Source organism: Yoonia sp. SS1-5 (genome assembly GCF_038443705.2).
In the GTDB taxonomy this organism is placed as follows: domain Bacteria; phylum Pseudomonadota; class Alphaproteobacteria; order Rhodobacterales; family Rhodobacteraceae; genus Yoonia; species Yoonia rhodophyticola.
Window position 1 is genome coordinate 3623638 of record NZ_CP151767.2, and the last position, 17623, is coordinate 3641260.

Below are 17623 nucleotides of genomic sequence, written 5' to 3' on the forward strand. Positions count from 1 at the left end.
GCCCGGGACGCGCTGCCGTGATCCCGACATCCCCCAATGACAAGGACTTTCCATGGTGGCTGGTCGCTGTGGTGGCGATTGGTATCTATCTGTTCTGGCAGGTCCTGACGGTTGAGGCCTATGCCAAGGTGCTGGGCACGTTGCGCAAGGGGATATGGGTCACGATCTATGTGGCCCTGATTTCCTATGTGATGGCCTGTGTATTGGGTCTTGCATTGGCCATGGCCGGTCTGTCGCGCTGGCTGGTCCTGCGCCAATTGGCCCGGTTCTACGTTGAGGTGATGCGCGGCATTCCGATCATCGTGCTGTTGCTCTACGTCGCCTTTGTCTTTGCCCCTGCGCTGCTATCGAGCTGGAACTGGGTGGCTGAGGCGGTGGGCCTTGACCCGATCCGCACCCGTGACTTTTCATTGTTATGGCGCGCTGTCATTGCGTTGACACTGGCTTATGCGTCCTTTTTGGCTGAGGTCTTTCGTGCCGGCCTGGAATCTGTTGACAAGGGCCAGATCGAGGCCGCCGAGGCGCTGGGCCTGAGCCGTTGGCAACGCTTTCGGCTGATCGTGTTCCCGCAGGCTTTGCGGATTATACTGCCGCCCCTGGGCAATGATTTTGTGGCCATGTTGAAGGATTCGTCATTGGTTTCCGTGCTGGGCGTGACCGATGTGACCCAATTGGGAAAGGTCACCGCTGCAGGTAATTTCAGGTATTTCGAGACCTATAACGTGGTTGCCCTGGTCTATCTGACGATGACGATTTCGCTGTCCTTGCTGTTGCGTCGATTTGAGAAACGGATGCGCCAGCGGTGATGGCAGATTTTTGAGTATTTTTGGCAAGATGATGATGTGAGCAGTGGCAAGTTGCCGGTGGCGGCCTTACGTTGAGGGCAAAGGAGATTTGTGATGACAAACCCGCTGCTTGCCGATTGGACCACGCCTTTTGGGCTGCCCCCATTTGATCTGATTTCTGATGATGATTTTGCCCCAGCCGTTGATGCCGCGCTGGCGGAGGCACGTGCAAATATCGCCGCGATGACAGCAAATGATGATCCGCCGGATTTTGCCAATACGATTGAGGCGTTGGAACTGGCCGATGCGACGTTGAGCCGTGTTTTGGGCGCGTTCTATAACGTGGCGGGCGCCGATAGTAACCCGGCCCGCGAGGCATTGCAGCGCGCCTTTGCCCCAAAGCTGAGTGCTTACAGCTCTGAAATTGCGGAAAACAAGGACCTGTTTGCGCGGATTGAAGCCTTGTGGGCGGCGCGCGAAACGCTTGACCTGACCGATGAGCAGCATCGTGTCCTGATGCTGACCCGGCGTGGTTTTGTGCGCGCTGGCGCCCAACTGGAGGGTGAGGCGGCCGAGAAACTGCGCGCTGTCACGTCCCGTCTGTCGGTTTTGGGCACGGATTTCACGCAAAACCTGCTGGCTGACGAGCGGGAGTGGTTTATGCCGTTGGGTCCTGACGATATGTCCGGGCTTCCCGATTTCGTCATTGCCACTGCCAAAGCCGCAGGTGCGGAAAAGGAGGCCGGTGGCCCTGTGGTCACGCTCTCGCGGTCGTTGATCGTCCCGTTTCTGCAATTTTCGGAACGCCGCGACCTGCGCCAGAAGGCCTATGAGGCCTGGGCCGCGCGCGGTGCCAATGGCGGCGAGACCGACAATCGCGGCATCGCCGCCGAGACGCTGAAGTTGCGGGCCGAACGTGCAGGTCTGTTGGGTTACGACAGTTTTGCGGATTTCAAGCTGGAAACCGAGATGGCCGGCACGCCGACAGCCGTTCGTGAATTGTTGATGCGGGTTTGGGAGCCGGCCCGGGCCGCGGCAGAGGCTGACGCGGCCCTGTTGCTGAAAATGCTGCATCAGGATGGTTTTGACGGACCGCTGGAACCCTGGGACTGGCGGTTCTATGCAGAGCGCCGCCGCAAGGCGCTGCATGATCTCGATGAGGCAGAGCTGAAACCTTATCTGCAACTGGATCGGATGATCGAGGCCGCCTTTGCCTGTGCAAAACGCTTGTTCGGGCTTCAGTTTCAGCCCGTCGATGGCCCCACCTATCATCCTGATGTGCGGCTTTGGGAGGTGACCCGTGACGGGTCCCATCTTGCGGTTTTCATGGGTGATTATTTCGCGCGCGGGTCCAAACGATCGGGTGCATGGTGTTCAGCGATGCGGTCGCAACAGCGCCTGGATGGGGATGTGCGCCCGATTGTCGTGAACGTATGCAACTTTGCCAAACCGGAGGATGGCGAACCGGCTTTGCTGTCTTATGACGATGCGCGCACCTTGTTTCACGAATTTGGCCATGCGCTGCATCAGATGCTGTCGGATGTGACCTATGAAAGCATCAGTGGCACGTCTGTTGCGCGGGATTTTGTCGAACTGCCAAGCCAGCTATACGAGCATTGGCTGGAAGTGCCGGAGGTTCTGGCCGAATTCGCCACCCATGCTGAAACCGGTGAACCGATGCCGCAGGATTTGCTGGACCGGATGCTGGCTGCCACGACCTATGATATGGGTTTTCAGACCGTGGAATACGTGGCCTCTGCACTTGTTGATCTGGGCTTTCACGACGGCCCGCCCCCCGCTGACCCGATGCAGCGACAGGCCGAAATTCTGGAAGATATCGGCATGCCGCACGCGATCCGCATGCGTCATGCAACGCCGCATTTCGCCCATGTCTTTGCTGGTGACGGGTATTCCAGCGGCTATTACAGCTATATGTGGTCCGAAGTCATGGATGCCGACGCCTTTGCCGCCTTTGAAGAGGCGGGTGATCCGTTTGCCCCGGACATCGCAAAACGGTTGGAGGAGACGGTTCTATCCTCGGGCGGGTCGGTCGATGCCGCAGAGCTTTATCAGGCCTTTCGCGGCCGTTTGCCCGGTGTCGAGGCCCTGTTGAAAGGGCGTGGTCTGGATCAGGCCGCCTAGGGTCCTGACCCTAGCGGGTATCGTCGGGATGTTTGCTGATCCCGACAGGGTCTTTGTGGATCAGCACATCTGCCTGCGGGTAGGTCTCGACGATGGCGCGGCGTAGTCCTGCGCCGATCTCATGGGCGTCAAACAGGGTTTGACTGCCGTCAAGTTCGATATGCAGGTTCACAAAAACGCGGCTGCCTGCAACCCGGGTTTTCAGATCGTGATGTCCTTGGACCCCCTCATAGTGGTCAATGATATCGCAGATACCGCGGATCATTTCTGGGTCGGCCTGCTTGTCCATCAGCGCATCCCACGCTGTCTTGCCGATCCCTACCGCACCCACGGCCAACAAAGCGGCTGCCCCCAGGGCCACAACGCTGTCAATCTGGTGCAGTCCAAATGAGGCGGACGCCCAAAGCGCAATCACCGCCCCGACATTCGGGATCAGGTCGCCCAAGTAATGCAGGCTGTCTGCCTTGACGACCTTGTTGCCGGTCTGGCGCGCAACCCGTCTTTGCCACCAGACCAGCCCAAGTGTGATGGCGATGGAAAACAGTATGATCCCGATACCCAACCCTTCGCGTTCCGGTAGCCGGATATTATCATCCAGCAATCGAAAAATCGCCGCAAAAGCAATGACCCCAGCCGAGAACAGAATGAAAAGCGATTGGCCCAGTGCGGCAAGATCTTCGGCCGAGCTGTGGCCGAAATTGTGATCGTCATCCGCAGGTTTGGCGGCATAGGCGATGGCAGCCAGACCGCCCAGCGACACCATCAGATCCATGGCGCTGTCGGCCAGCGTCGCAGCGACAGCCAGCGACCCGGTCTGCCCCAGCGCCCATAGTTTCAGGATCACAAGGATGAACGCCACAGCCACGGACAAGAGGCCGGCTGAAAGGTTTAAGCGGGTATTGTGGCGATGCGGCATGGCGTCAGGCTAGCAGATGCGCGTTGCAGAAGGCTTTCAAAAAATGCGCTCGACCGGCATTTGCCCTATCCTACTCGCGTATTTCGGCCGCGCCGACGCCCCAAATCGCGGATTTAGTCACCCAGCCCTTGTATCCGCCGGCTGTAAGCCTGCACCAGTTTGGATCGCAACTGCCCAGGCGGGCGATCACGCCCGGCTCTAGCATCGCGTTTTCCAGCGCATCCGGCTCGGGACGTGCGCGCAGCGGTGTTGTATCCCCCGAAATCAGAACAGTCCGCGACCCCGACAGCATCGTGTAATGCACCCAACCGCCCTGGCCATCTTTGTCAATCACCCGGCGCCAGTGCCCGTATTCGGCCACGACCTGCAGCGGCATGTTGCGGCGTTGAAAGACCCAATCAATCCGGTGCGACAAGGACGGACCGCGCCGCACGTTGGCCTCGGACGCTTTCAGCGACACAAACCGGGGCAGCGGCAGGTTGGTTTCCGGCCCAAGTGCGGGTGCGGTACTTTGTTGCGCATGCGCCGCACCTGCGCTGAACAGTGCCACGCAAAGCGCTACCCGCAAAATACCACGCCATCGGATCAATGTTGCCATTGCCTGTCCTCGACTGCTCAATTTATCGGCGCACAGTTCTTGTGCTGCGCGTCCCTTTCGCGCAACCTGCCACGGCGCGCATCGTTTGAAAAGCCACAGGGAGGGTTTCCATGCCGGGTAAAAGTTTGACTGTTGTCGTGACGCGACGGTTGCCGGAGGTGGTCGAAACCCGGATGAAAGAGCTGTTCAATGTTGAATTGCGCGAGGATGACACCCCACTTGGCGTTGACCAGCTGGCCGATGCGATGCAACGCGCTGATGTTCTTGTTTCAACGATTACCGACCAAATTGATGCCAAATTGCTGGGCCGGGCAGGTGAGCGCCTGAAACTGATCGCAAACTACGGTGCCGGTGTCGATAATATTGACGTGGCGACAGCGCGGCAACGGGGGATCCATGTCTCGAACACGCCCGGTGTCGTGACCGAGGATACGGCGGATATGGTCATGGCCCTGATCCTGGCGGTCACGCGCCGGATGTCGGAAGGTCTGCGCCTTGCCCAGTCGGATGAATGGGCAGGCTGGTCACCAACGGCCATGCTGGGCGGGCGTCTGCGCGGCCGCAGGCTGGGTATTCTTGGCATGGGCCGGATCGGGCAGGCGGTGGCCAAACGGGCGGCGGCCTTTGGTGTGCAGGTGCATTACCACAATCGCCGCCGGTTGCGCCCCGAGGTCGAAGAGGCCCTGGATGCGACCTATTGGGAAAGCCTGGATCAGATGGTTGCGCGGGTCGATATTCTGTCTGTGAACTGCCCGCACACACCGTCGACCTTTCATCTGATCAACGCGCGACGGCTGAAACTGATGAAGCCGGACGCCGTGATCGTGAACACGTCACGTGGTGAGGTCATCGACGAAAACGCGCTGACCCGGATGTTGCGCGCGGGCGAGATTGCAGGTGCAGGCCTTGACGTTTTCGAACGGGGTCACGCCATCAATCCGCGTCTGAAGGAATTGCCCAACGCAATCCTGTTGCCGCATATGGGATCGGCCACGTTGGAAGGCCGTGTCGAGATGGGCGAAAAAGTCATCGTGAATATCAAGACCTTTGCGGATGGGCACCGCCCGCCCGATCTTGTCGTGCCGGCCATGCTATAGGCGCGCGCCTGCGCCGCTTTCTCGCCGAAGACCCGTCAAAGTTGCGCCTTGGTCGTGGCGCATCCTGTATCTGATCTGTTCAACAATTGCGGAGGGGCGAATGGGCTCTGCATTTATGACCCGAGGGGTGCCCGTGTTTTTGGTCGCGGCGGGTTTCAGCCTTGTCATGGGGATTGATTTTCACGAACGCCGCGAGAACCACGACACGTCCGAGGGGACTTTGACCTTTAGCCGCTATCTGGCCGCTGTTCCTGCCCGTATTGCCGCGGCGCTGCAGCCGACCGCGCGCCCTGCTCAGATCGCGGAACTGATGCCGCAGAAGGTGCCGGGTTGGGACACCAGACCAATGACTGATGCCGACTATAACACCTTGACCCAGATCCCACGCGATCCGCTTGCCGATGAACAGGCGGCACTCATTGAAGAGCTGCAAACCAACGTGAGCTTTCAGATCATGAAGGCGCAGCAGATGGCCGGGATCAAGCAGGAGGCGCTGACCTATCAGCGCGACGATAAAATGGTCATCCTGAAAGTGACCTATCGCCCGACAGAGTTTTTTGAACAACCCGGTGGCGAAGAGCTTGCGATGATGCAGGATTTGTTGCGCGATGCCGCTGCTGTCGAAACAACCCCATTCGGCACTGTGCAGGGGCTGGACTTCGAGATGCTGGATATCCCCAATTCCGTTGGTGCGCGTCAGATATTTGGGCGCATGGGGCGCCAGATGGATATTGAGCTGGTGACAAATACCAATGACCGCACAACGATGCTGGTCCTCAACAGGCTGAACATCGCGGGCCTGAATGGCATTCTGGATGCGCCCCTGCCGGAAATTGACTCGCAATTGGCCTCTGTGCTGGCGGCAAAGGTTCGTGGCACCCCCCGTGTGCAAGACGCCCCGGTCAAGACTGGCCCTGTTGTGCGGCGTGGCGGAAGCGGCCAAGGCACAGCCGCCCAAAATCAGAACGGCTGCCGCACAGAGGGTGCCATTCGGCGCTGTACGGTCGGCAATGAGTAGACTGCGCACAAATTTGCTTACCCCGTGGTCTGCTTTGGCTTTGTCTATCGCGCCGCGTCGTGTGGCGATATTCAGCTTGGTGCGGCATGGGCGCGTCCCGCTGTCATTCAATTGATCTGGAATTGGGACTGAGCTTGCCAGGGCGATATTCAGAAAAACTTGCGCCGCTGTTGTTCTGCGTTGTTGCGGCTGGCGTCATTGTCGGGCTGGACGGCGTAGCGCCGCAACAGATCAAGACATATCAGGCGCGTCTTTCCTATACCTATTCCGGTGTCCAGACTATGCTGACCGCGCCAGCTGTGCCGGTTGTGGATCGTCCGGCAGTGACCGCGCCGCTGGACGATACCGCTGACGGTCAAACCCCGCTTGGCCGGGCCTTGGCGATTTCGACCGTGCGCCCACCCATTGGCACCTATATTCCCGCAGCACCCCAGGGCTGGACTGCCCGGCCAACCGCGCCTGCGGATTATCGGCAGATCACGGGAACCGATCCAATCAATTGGTCCGAAACAAACCCGGCCATCGCAAAGATCGAGGCTGAGATGGCAACGCATGTCGCCGAGAAGATCGCAATACGCGATCCATCCCGGAACCTTGAAAAAGGGGCTGTCACTTTCCAGGCTGGCCCGAAGATGGCGATGATTTCGCTGCAATATTTGCCCGATCGCGTCTTTGACGGCGCTGACGGATTTTCCTTTGGGCTTTTGCAGGAATTGATGCGCTCGCTATGTACCGCGGAATATGCAGCCGAGGAATTTGCCACAATTGATGGCGTCCCGGTCGAGATTTCATTTGTGTCCGAGGCGACAGATGCGCGCCGGATCAACGTCTATATCGGGCCGCAGATTGACCTGGAAATCTACACCAACGCAGACGATGGGGATATTCGCGCCATCCTGTCAGGCTTCGACTTTCCGGCGCTGAATGCGCTATTGGCTGAACCTTTGCCCGAAATCAGCCGGATGCCGCATGATGCGGCGGCGCTATCGACCCAATAGGCCCGGAACCGGCCCGTCAGGCTGGGGGCTGTCGCAATCGACGCGCAAGGTGTCGGCTGGTTCTTTCGTCATGCGCCGCTTTCGCGCAAATTACGGACAGGACAAGACGAGGGAGTCGGCATGCAAACGCAAGTGAAAGCATTGGTTGTGGGCGGAGGTGCCGTTGGCACGTCAATTGCCTATCATCTGGCAAAGGCGGGCTGGACCGATGTCATGCTGCTGGAACGGGATGAACTGACATCGGGCTCAACCTGGCATGCGGCGGGCCTGCTACCCTTGTTCAACATGTCCTACGCGACCACGCATATTCACAAATACTCGGTGGATTTCTACAAGACCTTGGAGGCGGAAACCGGGTTGAACGCGGGCTTTGCCGTGGTCGGCAACCTGCGCATGGCCCAGACCCAGGAGCGGATGGATGAATACATGCTTTATGCATCCACCGCCGAAACCTGCGATGTGCCCTACGTCTGGATGACCCCGGATGAGATCAATGCGGAATGGCCGCTGATCAAGACCGACGACCTGAAAGGCGCGCTTTATCATAACACTGACGGCTACATTAACCCTGCCGATCTGACGCAAGCCATGGCCAAAGGGGCCCGGCAGCGTGGCGTCATGATTGAACGCAAGTGGCAGGCGGATGCGTTCCACTGGACCGGGGCCGCATGGGAGGTCACCTGCACCAAGATGGTTGAGAAGGGCGGCAATCTGGTCCCCTCGGATGAGCAGATTGTGATCACCGCTGAACATGTGGTCACGGCCTCGGGGAACCATGCCCAGACGACTGCCAAGAAGCTGGGGATCAAGATCCCGGCCATTCCGGTGGAACACCAGTTCATTGTCATGGATCAGGACCCGGCGCTGGTGAAATTCCGCGCGGAAGGGAACGTCGAACATCCGGTGATCCGCGATGCCGATGCGCAATCTTATGTGCGTGAGGAACGTGGTGGCTGGATTCTGGGCGTCTACGAGAAGAACGCGCCTGCGGTCTTTGAACATGGTGTCCCCGACAGTTTCCGGGCGGATCTGTTCCCGCTCGATCTGGAGCGGATCGAAGACCAATATATGGCGATGATCCACCGCATTCCGTCCTGCGAGGACAGCGGGCTGAAGGATGATTTCAACGGACCGATTTGCTATACCCCCGACGGCAACCCATTGGTTGGCCCCGCACCCGGTTTGCACAATATGTGGCTGGCCGAAGGGTTTTCCTTTGGCATCACGGCGGCGGGCGGTACCGGCTATTATCTGGCCCAGATGATGGTTGATGGCGAGGCCGAGATCGACATGGCCAGCCTTGATCCCAAGCGCTACGGCAATTGGATGACCACCGAATTTGCCGCACGCAAAAACGAGGAATGTTACGACCACGTCTATATCCTGCACCACCCCGATGAAGAACGGCCCGCCTGCCGCCCGCTGCGGACATCACCTGCCTATGACAGGCAGGCCGCGCGTGGGGCGCAGTTTGGTTTTGTCAACGGGTGGGAGCGTCCAAACTACTTTGCCCCTGCGGGCTTTGATGATGCGGGCAGCCGGTCGTTCCGTCGTGGTGGTTGGTGGCAATATGCTGTGGCGGAGGCCAAGGCCATTCGCGAAGGCGTGGGTCTGATTGATGCCACCGCCTTTACCAAGCATCGCATCAGCGGACCGGGGGCCACGGCCTTTCTCGACTGGTTCACCACGAACAAACTGCCGCGTGTCGGTCGGATCAACCTGACCTATGCGCTGACAAGCCACGGCACGACCCGGACCGAATACACCATCGTGCGGCTAGCCGCGGACGATTACTATCTGGTCTCTGCGGGTGCGTGGCACGCCTATGATCAGGACTTCTTGTACAAGGCGATTGCCGAGAAAGAGCCGGCGTTTGGCCGGATCAATGCCCAGGATGTGACGACCCAATGGGGGGTGTTTGCGATTGCGGGGCCAAAGTCGCGCGATGTGCTGGCGGGTGTGATCAGGGATGCGGACCCCGCCACTGCATTATCGAACAAGCGCTTTCCCTGGCTGTCGGCCAAGCAGATCGAATTGGGCATGTGCCCGGTGAATGCGATCCGCGTGGCCTATACCGGAGAGCTGGGTTGGGAGTTGCACCATCCGCTGGAGATGCAGAACTATCTGTTTGATTTGCTAGAAAAAGCAGGTGAACCGCATGGGATGAAACTGGTCGGCGCGCGGGCGCAGAACTGGTTGCGTCAGGAAAAATCCTATCGGGCTTTTGGCACCGAGTTAGGCCGTGACGCGACCCCGCTGGAAGCTGATTTGCCGCGATTTGTCGATTTGGATAAGGACTTCCACGGCAAGGAACGGATGCAGGCGACAGGCATTCGTTCCAAATGCGTGACCTTGTTGATTGATGGGCCGTCCGATGCTGATCCCTGGGGGCGCGAGGTGCTCTATGATCTTGACGGAACCCGGGTCGGTCGGTTGACCTCGGGTGGCTATTCGGTCGCGTTCGGAAAGTCCATTGGCATGGGATATGTGCAGCCGTCACTGGCGGTGCCAGGCGCGGTACTTCAGGTCAAAATGCTGGACCAGCTATGGCCCGCACAGATTGTCGAGGATAGCCCTTACGATCCGAGTAACGCGAAAATCCGCACTGATGGTTGACAGGCACGGCGGCGTAGGATGGATTTAAATCCATCTTACGAGGTGGGTGCCATGACGGACAAGATCGAGGTTGAAAACATCAATACACCTGGACGGACGGCACGTGTGGACCGCGCCAAATACGAGGCCATGAAAGCCGCGATGCTCGCGACCTTGCCACGCACCGCCCCCGGGATGACTGCCAAGGAATCAAAAGAGGCCGCAAAGGCACATCTGCCCGAAGACCTGTTTCCGGGCGGCGCCACATCGGGTTGGTGGCAGAAATGCGTGCAGTTGGACCTCGAGGCTAAGGGTATCGTGATCCGCGAGGACACCAAGCCGCTGAGATTTCATCAGGTTTCTGCCTGATCAGCTCTGCCATGCATCTGCAGCGACCTGCGCTGCCTGGCCATTTCATCAAAGTTTTCCGGCTCAAGCCATGCCTCAAACGCAGCCTCGCGCGCGGGCCATTCGTGATCCAGGACCGAGAACCAGGCCGTATCGCGGTTCCGGTTTTTGTACACCGTTGCCTGGCGAAACGTCCCCTCATATGTAAATCCCAATCGCAGGGCGGCCTTGCGCGATGCGGCGTTCAGTGCATCACATTTCCATTCGTAGCGCCGATACCCCAGTTCACCCAAAGCACGCCGCATCATCAGATACATGGCCTCTGTCGCCGCCCGGGTTTGTTTGAGGGCAGGGCCGAAGCTGATATATCCCACCTCCACCACGCCATGGGCCGGCACGATCCGCAGAAAACTGGTGATCCCTGCCGCTTTTCCATTTGCCTTGTCGATAATTACAAAAAACAGCGGGTCCGTGCTTGCACAATTGGCAGCCATCCAGTCGTCAAAATCGCGGCGTTGTTCGAATGGCCCGCTGGGCATATAGGTCCAGATGGTGCCGGTGCTGTCTGATTGATAGGTCGCAAACAGATCGTCGCCATGCGCCGGATTAAGCGGGACAACATCGCAATACCGCCCCACTATTGGCGTGGTGGGCATGGGCGCGCATCCGCGCCATTGTGTCAGTGGCGCGCCGATCGGCTGCCCAAACGCATTCTCGTAATCGGACATTGTGTCAGGCCGCCACGGATCGCAGGCGTCCGGGCGTCAGTGCCGCCAAGGTGCTGACGTCAAGCGCCGGCGGACGCCCTGCCACCAGATCCGCCAGCAGTTTGCTGGCCGCGGGGCTTGTTTGCATGCCGTACCCGCCTTGCCCGGCGCACCAGATAAAATGTTCATCCAGCGGGTCGGGTCCCAACACAAGCGCCCGGTCGGGCGCAAAAGTACGCAAGCCTGCCCAGGTGGCGAGCAATCTGACAAGTTTTTCGGTCACATTATTCTCGTAGCGCATCAAGCCTTCGGCCAGCGGCAGTTCCAGCGCACAGGCGTCATGCGGCTTGACCGGGTCCTCATCGGCGGGCGATACGATCAGCGCGCCGGCATCGGGTTTTGCATACCAGCTTTCGCCCGGCCCGAACATCATCGGCCATTTGCGCAGGTCATGTCCACCCGGCGCCGGTATTCGCGCCATAGACCGGCGTAAGGGCGTAAACCCCAATGGTGCCACATTGGCCATCACAGCCACTTCATCGACCCAGGCACCAGCCGCATTCACCAGGTTTTTGGCGAAATAGCTGCCAAAGCTGGTATTGACCTCCCAGCCGGTTGGGATCCGGTTGATCGACGTCACTGGGGATTTCGTACTGATCTGGGTCCCGTTCTGGCGCGCCTCTTTCGCGAAACCCTGGATCAGTTTGTCTGTGTCGATATCCCATGCGTCCGCATGATAGGCCGCACGATCAATCCTGTCCCTACGCAGGATAGGCACCATTTCCACGGCCTCATCGACAGTTATCCGGGCCAGTTTCATCTGCCTTTGGTCTGTGGCAAAGCGGTCGGCATCTTCGGGTCCGCCGACCAATAACAAGCCCCGCGGGCTAAGCACCTGTGCCGCTTCATGATGTGCCCGGCTCATCTTGTTCAGGGCGATGGTTGCGCGGTTGCCATAGCTTTCCTCGAACATTGCCGCTGATCGGCCAGATGCATGGAAGGCAAGGCTGTCTTCAGCCTCAAGCAGGGTTGTCTGCCCCAGTTTGGACAGGCGGGCCGCCGCAGATATCCCGGCAATGCCGCCCCCGATAATCAGAAAATCAATCATGCTTCTTCCAGCCGGTCGGTAGCGGGTGCTGGCGCCCGCCCGAGCCCTGAAATCCGCGTGTACATGTCGTCGGACAGGTCGAAATCCGCCGCCGCCAGCGATGGGGCCAATTGGCGCACGCTCCGCGCGGAAATGATCGGCGACGGGCCGGCCTTATGCGCGGCAACCCATGCCACTGCCAGCGTGGCCGGATCGGTCCCTGCATCCGCTGCAAGCGCAGCCAAGCGGGCGGCCGTTTCGTGCATCCAGTCTTGCGCATATCGGGCGCGATACCTGTCATCCTTCGTCAGGCGACCCACCCCGCCGCTTGTATATTTTCCGGTCAACAGCCCGCCCCCCAAAGGCGAATAGGGGATGATCTGGATGCCTTGATCTGTGGCCATCGGAAAAACCTCAACCTCTGCCTGTCGTTTGACGAGGCTGTACATCGGTTGAATAACGTCGATCCGCGTTCCCAATGATTGCGCGACATGCTGCGCCTTCATCACCTGCCAAGCCGCATAGTTTGAAACGCCGATATGCCGGATAAGGCCGTTTGACTGCAATTCAGCAAGCGTGCTGAACGTTTCCTCCAGCGGGGTCTGGGCATCAAACCGGTGCATGTAGAGAAGGTCGATCACGTCCTCCTTCAACTGTTTCCGGCAGGTATCGAATTGCCGCATGATATTGGCGCCGCCAGCCCCATCCTTGTAGCCGACTTTTGTGGCCAGATAGATTTTGTGGCGATCCCTTTTGATCATTGCACCAACCAGAGTTTCGGACGCGCCCCCGGTGTAGCCCACGGCAGTGTCGAAATGATTAATTCCTGCAGCGCGTGCCGCATCAAACATGGCCTGACTTGCGGCTGCATCCGCACCACCGCCGAATTGCATTGTGCCAAATGTCAGTGCGGAGAGCGCTTCGCCGTCGATGGTGGTCAGATGGGTCATATCTGGTACAGTGGCATGCCGATGTGACAATGAAAAGAGACCAACCGGGGGGATCCATCATGGGACGCGAGGCCGTCGCTGTGTGTCATTGGAATGGCCAGATCGCCGAACTGCGTCTGCATCTTGATAGCGGGTTTCTGAACCTGCGTGGGGACATACGCGCGGATCTGCCGCGCGCAGACATCACGGGCGTAACGCTTGTGGATGATGGGGTGCTGGTGCGGCTGGCACTGCAAACGCTGCATATGGAATTTGATGAAGTTTCGGCGCGACAGTGGCACAAGGCCCTGTTGAAAACGCCCCCAACGCTGGCAGAAAAGTTTGGGGTTGGTCCTGATGCGCGTTGTTTTGTGCAAGGTGCGCCCAATGACCGCGCGCTGTCCGACGCGCTGGTGGGTGCCATGACCCGGCATCTTGCGGACGCGTCCATCTTGCTTGCGATTATTGAAAATTTGGATGATCTGGATGCCGCGACGACCTTGGCCCAAGAAAACCCCACATTGCATCTTTGGGCCGTCTATCCCAAGGGCAAGGGCGTTGCGGTTGGTGCCACTGCAATCCGGACCCATTTGCGTGGGTTGGGATTTATTGACAGCAAGTCCTGTGCGGTGTCGGACCGGTTGACAGCCACGCGTTATCGTTTGCGCCGTACCTGATCCACGAGGTCCGTGCCTGTCGGGTTGCCCGGGTGGTTTCTATCGTTTTGTGAAACATTTCTGACATGCGCCGCAGGCTTTTGATCCGTCCTGCCGGAACCAGCGGCAGGTGGACCTGATCGGGCAGGGTGGTGGATCTTTGATGTTTGCATCTGCACAAGGCTGGACGCCTTGCCCTGACAGGGCGTTACATGTCTTGCCGTCCCAATGCTGGCATTCGGATGGATGGCAAGCGGATGCAAATCGCATCCGGTCTTCCGGCGGCCCGAGCGCACGTGCATCATCGTCAAACGTGGCATCGACAATAGCCGCCTTGTGCATCAATAGCAGGCGCCCATCGGGCCGTTGAATGCCAAGCAGTTTTGCACCGGGGGCGCAGGGCGCAATCGGGCATGTCAGCAGCATGTTATCGGGTTTGTCGCATGTATCGCCCGATTGACCGTGCGTCTTTTGCTGTGTTGATGGAAGGAGGGGACCTTCTTTCAAATGATGCTCCACTTAATGCGACGCGCAGGGCGCTGAAAACATGTCCCGTCCTTCTACCATAGCAGATTCGCCGGCGTTCACACTGACAGGTTTTCCTGACCATTTGGTTGACATGCGTCAAACTGCATGATGGCAGTGTGCATGCCCAAGAACACAGGAGCGTGCTGCTATGCCATATCAACCCGCCGATGATCGCTATGACCGCATGACCTACCGTCGCTGCGGTTCGTCGGGCCTGAAGTTGCCCGCCGTGTCCCTTGGGCTGTGGCACAATTTCGGCGACGATACCGCACACCAGACCAAACGCGCGATTTGTCAGACAGCCTTTGATCATGGCATTACGCATTTCGATCTGGCCAATAATTACGGCCCGCCTCCCGGTTCCGCCGAAGAGGCGTTTGGCGCCATTTTGAAGCAGGATTTCGCGGGCCACCGCGATGAGATGATCATCAGCTCAAAGGCGGGCTATGATATGTGGCCAGGCCCTTATGGCGAATGGGGCAGCCGCAAATATCTGATCGCGTCTTGTGATCAGTCCCTCAAGCGGATGGGGTTGGATTACGTGGATATCTTCTATTCGCACAGGTTTGATCCCGATACCCCGCTGGAGGAGACCATGGGCGCGCTGGATCATATCGTGCGCTCGGGCCGCGCGCTTTATGCGGGGATTTCGTCTTACAATTCGGAACGTACCCAGCAGGCTGTTGCCATATTGAAAGAGCTTGGCACGCCGCTTTTGATCCATCAGCCGTCTTACAACATGCTGAACCGGTGGGTGGAGCGTGACGGGTTGAAACAGACCTTGCAGGATCTTGGTGTCGGGTCGATTGCGTTTACGCCGCTTGCGCAAGGCATGCTGACCAAGAAATATCTGGGCGGCATTCCCGAGGGCAGCCGTGCGAGCCAGGGTAAATCGCTGTTTCCGTCCATGCTGTCGGATGAGGCCATTACCAATATCCGCAAGCTAAACGAGATTGCCGAGCGCCGTGGACAGACCCTTGCGCAGATGGCAATTGCCTGGGTGTTGCGCGGTGGCGGCATTACCACGGCCCTGATCGGCGCGTCGCGTCCCGAGCAGGTCGTTGATTGTGCTGGCGCGGTATCCAATCTGGACTTTACCGATGACGAATTGACCTTGATTGATCAATACGCCGATGAAGAACAGATCAACCTGTGGGCCGCCTCGTCAGAGCAGACTGCGGGTGCCGCCGAGCGGAAGAAAAAGTGAGCCTGGGCGCGGGGTTCGGGCAGGGATGGGTCAAGACCCATCCTACGGCGTTGCATCCAGATGCGTAGCGCATTGTGCATTTACGATCTGGATCAGCAGGCCGCAGAGGTTCTGTTTGCGACAGATGCGCATATCGAGGCGCCCAATTGGCATCCTGATGGCTATCTGATCGTCAACAGTGCGGGCCGCCTTTACCGCGTGGACATGGCGCGACCGGAGTTGACCCCGATCGACACCGGATTTGCCCAAGCCTGCAACAATGATCACGGGGTTTCACCAGATGGTCAAACGCTTGCGATCAGTGATCGTAGCCGGACTGATGGGAGTTGCATCTACACGCTACCGGTTTCGGGTGGTACGCCCAGCAGAGTGACACAGCAACTGCCTTCCTACTGGCATGGCTGGTCCCCAGACGGCCAACGACTGGCTTATGTTGGTCGTCGTGACGGCCCGTTTGCGCTATTCACCTGCCAATTGGATGGGACCGACGAAACCTGTCTGACGGATGGCTTCGATCATGTGGATGGGCCCGATTACACCCCGGATGGGCAGTGGATCTGGTTCAATGCAGAGCGGGACGGCGCCGTCGATCTCTGGCGTATACGTCCGGATGGGACAGATTTACAGCAGATGACCGCCGACAGTCATGTGAACTGGTTTCCGCATCCGTGCCCGAAAGGTGCGCATGTCTTGTATCTTGCCTATCCCCAAGGCACCGACGGTCACCCAGCGAACCGCGATGTCGCCCTGTGCCTGATGCCGGCGGACGGCGGGCAAACCCGGCAGCTTTTGCAAATTTGTGGCGGGCAGGGGAGTATCAATGTCCCGTGTTGGGCCCCTGACGGCCGCCGGTTTGCATTCATGCGCTTTTGTTGAACGTCAGATATGTTTGACCTTTACGTTAAAACGCTGACCCAAACTCAAAGAGAGTAGACCCGACCTCCGCGCTAAACGCAGCGAAAGCTATCGAAGAGCCCAATCTGTGACTTGATGTTTCTCGCTGCGTCCGCCCGCAGCACCGAAATCGTTGCCTGTGGCGCGCAACACCTCGGGCTTGAAGCGATCCTGAAAATCTAAGTGCGATCCAAAATGTATCGCAGACGTTGCCAGGGCAACAAGAATGGCGAAGAGACGAGCGTTTACGGAGCATTCAGGCGCTCACAATGCAGTTGGAGCAGGCTGACAAATCTGACCATGGGGCTCAACTAGCTTGGGCAGAGCGCTTCGACCTCAGGGCCATCATTGCCGACGGCCGCAATCAGGATCAATCTCCGCTCGACAGCCAAATCCAGCAATTTGTTGTAGGCGCCCGCCAGCGCCAGATTGACAAAGCGCACATCATTCTCTGCGAGCCAGTTGAGCGCGCGCAAGCGTTTCGGCGCCCGCCAAGGGTTCATCGCTGCCCTCAGTGCCAAAAACACTGGCGTTGTAGATCATCGCACCCACGAGTCGGCCCGACCCCGCCAAGGCCGTCGCCATATCTGTCCCGTGGCGGAGCGTCGGCGCCACGCCCTCAACGAGGGTCTATGAAACCACTCGCACGCCCGCAAGGGCGGGAACAGAGCTATCGACCCCGGTATCGACGATCCCAATTGGGGCGAGCGCGTGGCAGGCCCCCACATCCCACCGGATCAGCGCGTCGGCATACCTGCGTCTATCAGCCTGCACAGCATGCTGTTGCAGCCGATAAGCGTGATTGACCCCGACGGTTGCGGCGGGCACCTCGGCCTCCGACGTGGCAATTGCTTCGGCCCCGGTAACGCCATCGGGCAGCTGCCGGCGGAGAAGAACCAGATCTAGCCCGTTCAGGTCATCCACGGTCAGCACCCGAAGTTCTGCGCCTCTGCCGCTGATTGCAATGCATTTGCCGTCGCACGGTCAGGCACGAGGGCCACTACGCGGTCGTCGTTCAGCAATGATGTTTAGGCGGTCTGCGCTTGCACCCCGAAACTTGTCACCACAGCGACCCCGCAAACAAGAAACAGAAGTGCGGCTCTCATTTTGGCAGGGCT

The 17623-nt window shown here is 58.9% G+C and carries 18 protein-coding genes; 10 read left to right on the top strand and 8 right to left on the bottom strand.

Going from position 1 to position 17623, the window contains the following annotated elements; translation table 11 throughout:
* The first annotated feature begins 20 nt into the window (after positions 1-20).
* Together AABB31_RS19290 and AABB31_RS19295 are read left to right on the top strand one after the other, a co-directional pair.
* On the top strand, positions 21-806 hold the full coding sequence (locus AABB31_RS19290; RefSeq protein WP_373635820.1) for an amino acid ABC transporter permease: 786 nt from the start codon (positions 21-23) through the stop codon (positions 804-806).
* Positions 807-899: 93 nt separating this feature from the next.
* Positions 900-2927, top strand: a complete 2028-nt coding sequence (locus tag AABB31_RS19295; RefSeq protein ID WP_342076608.1) for a M3 family metallopeptidase — start codon at positions 900-902, stop codon at positions 2925-2927.
* A gap of 10 nt (positions 2928-2937) precedes the next feature.
* Here AABB31_RS19295 and AABB31_RS19300 read toward each other — a convergent pair whose 3' ends face one another.
* Together AABB31_RS19300 and AABB31_RS19305 are read right to left on the bottom strand one after the other, a co-directional pair.
* Positions 2938-3843, bottom strand: coding sequence for a cation diffusion facilitator family transporter (locus AABB31_RS19300; RefSeq protein ID WP_342076607.1), 906 nt, complete (start codon positions 3841-3843; stop codon positions 2938-2940).
* Between the two features lie 70 nt (positions 3844-3913).
* Entirely contained in the window at positions 3914-4441 is a 528-nt protein-coding gene (locus AABB31_RS19305; protein ID WP_342076606.1) for an SH3 domain-containing protein, read from the bottom strand.
* A gap of 110 nt (positions 4442-4551) precedes the next feature.
* Here AABB31_RS19305 and AABB31_RS19310 point away from each other — a divergent pair, with 110 nt between their 5' ends.
* The 5 genes from AABB31_RS19310 (at position 4552) to AABB31_RS19330 (ending at position 10518) form a co-directional block, all read left to right on the top strand.
* Entirely contained in the window at positions 4552-5538 is a 987-nt protein-coding gene (locus tag AABB31_RS19310) for a D-glycerate dehydrogenase (protein WP_342076605.1), read from the top strand.
* A 100-nt stretch (positions 5539-5638) separates the two neighbouring features.
* Positions 5639-6556, top strand: coding sequence for a hypothetical protein (locus tag AABB31_RS19315; protein ID WP_342076604.1), 918 nt, complete (start codon positions 5639-5641; stop codon positions 6554-6556).
* Positions 6557-6726: 170 nt separating this feature from the next.
* Entirely contained in the window at positions 6727-7554 is an 828-nt protein-coding gene (locus AABB31_RS19320) for a hypothetical protein (RefSeq protein WP_342076603.1), read from the top strand.
* Between the two features lie 120 nt (positions 7555-7674).
* Entirely contained in the window at positions 7675-10170 is a 2496-nt protein-coding gene (locus AABB31_RS19325; RefSeq protein WP_373635166.1) for an FAD-dependent oxidoreductase, read from the top strand.
* Positions 10171-10188: 18 nt separating this feature from the next.
* Positions 10189-10518 carry a hypothetical protein gene (locus AABB31_RS19330; protein ID WP_342076602.1) on the top strand — a complete coding sequence of 110 codons (330 nt, stop codon included), beginning with the start codon at positions 10189-10191 and terminating at the stop codon, positions 10516-10518.
* Here AABB31_RS19330 and AABB31_RS19335 read toward each other — a convergent pair.
* From AABB31_RS19335 to AABB31_RS19345, 3 genes are read right to left on the bottom strand one after another with little or no spacing between them, the layout of a single operon-like run.
* A complete protein-coding gene (locus AABB31_RS19335) occupies positions 10503-11225 on the bottom strand; it encodes a GNAT family protein (protein WP_342076601.1) in 723 nt (240 codons plus the stop codon). The two genes, AABB31_RS19330 and AABB31_RS19335, sit on opposite strands and share 16 nt — an antisense overlap.
* Before the next feature lie 4 nt (positions 11226-11229).
* On the bottom strand, positions 11230-12312 hold the full coding sequence (locus AABB31_RS19340) for an FAD-binding oxidoreductase (protein ID WP_342076600.1): 1083 nt from the start codon (positions 12310-12312) through the stop codon (positions 11230-11232).
* A complete protein-coding gene (locus tag AABB31_RS19345) occupies positions 12309-13241 on the bottom strand; it encodes an aldo/keto reductase (RefSeq protein WP_342076599.1) in 933 nt (310 codons plus the stop codon). Before AABB31_RS19345 ends, AABB31_RS19340 begins: the two co-directional genes overlap by 4 nt.
* Positions 13242-13300: 59 nt before the next feature.
* Between AABB31_RS19345 and AABB31_RS19350 the strand changes: the two genes are divergently transcribed.
* Entirely contained in the window at positions 13301-13897 is a 597-nt protein-coding gene (locus AABB31_RS19350; RefSeq protein WP_342076598.1) for a hypothetical protein, read from the top strand.
* A 39-nt stretch (positions 13898-13936) separates the two neighbouring features.
* Here the strand turns inward: AABB31_RS19350 and AABB31_RS19355 are convergent, their stop codons facing one another.
* Positions 13937-14302 (bottom strand): hypothetical protein, encoded by a 366-nt coding sequence (locus AABB31_RS19355; RefSeq protein ID WP_373635167.1) that lies wholly within the window; start codon positions 14300-14302, stop codon positions 13937-13939.
* A gap of 250 nt (positions 14303-14552) precedes the next feature.
* Here AABB31_RS19355 and mgrA point away from each other — a divergent pair, with 250 nt between their 5' ends.
* Together mgrA and AABB31_RS19365 are read left to right on the top strand one after the other, a co-directional pair.
* A complete protein-coding gene (gene mgrA, locus AABB31_RS19360; protein WP_342076597.1) occupies positions 14553-15611 on the top strand; it encodes an L-glyceraldehyde 3-phosphate reductase in 1059 nt (352 codons plus the stop codon).
* Positions 15612-15671: 60 nt separating this feature from the next.
* Positions 15672-16487 (top strand): hypothetical protein, encoded by an 816-nt coding sequence (locus AABB31_RS19365; RefSeq protein WP_342076596.1) that lies wholly within the window; start codon positions 15672-15674, stop codon positions 16485-16487.
* A gap of 329 nt (positions 16488-16816) precedes the next feature.
* Here the strand turns inward: AABB31_RS19365 and AABB31_RS19370 are convergent, their stop codons facing one another.
* Together AABB31_RS19370 and AABB31_RS19375 are read right to left on the bottom strand one after the other, a co-directional pair.
* Positions 16817-17008 (bottom strand): hypothetical protein, encoded by a 192-nt coding sequence (locus AABB31_RS19370; protein WP_342076595.1) that lies wholly within the window; start codon positions 17006-17008, stop codon positions 16817-16819.
* A gap of 127 nt (positions 17009-17135) precedes the next feature.
* Positions 17136-17429, bottom strand: coding sequence for a hypothetical protein (locus AABB31_RS19375; RefSeq protein WP_342076594.1), 294 nt, complete (start codon positions 17427-17429; stop codon positions 17136-17138).
* Positions 17430-17623: the final 194 nt, after the last annotated feature.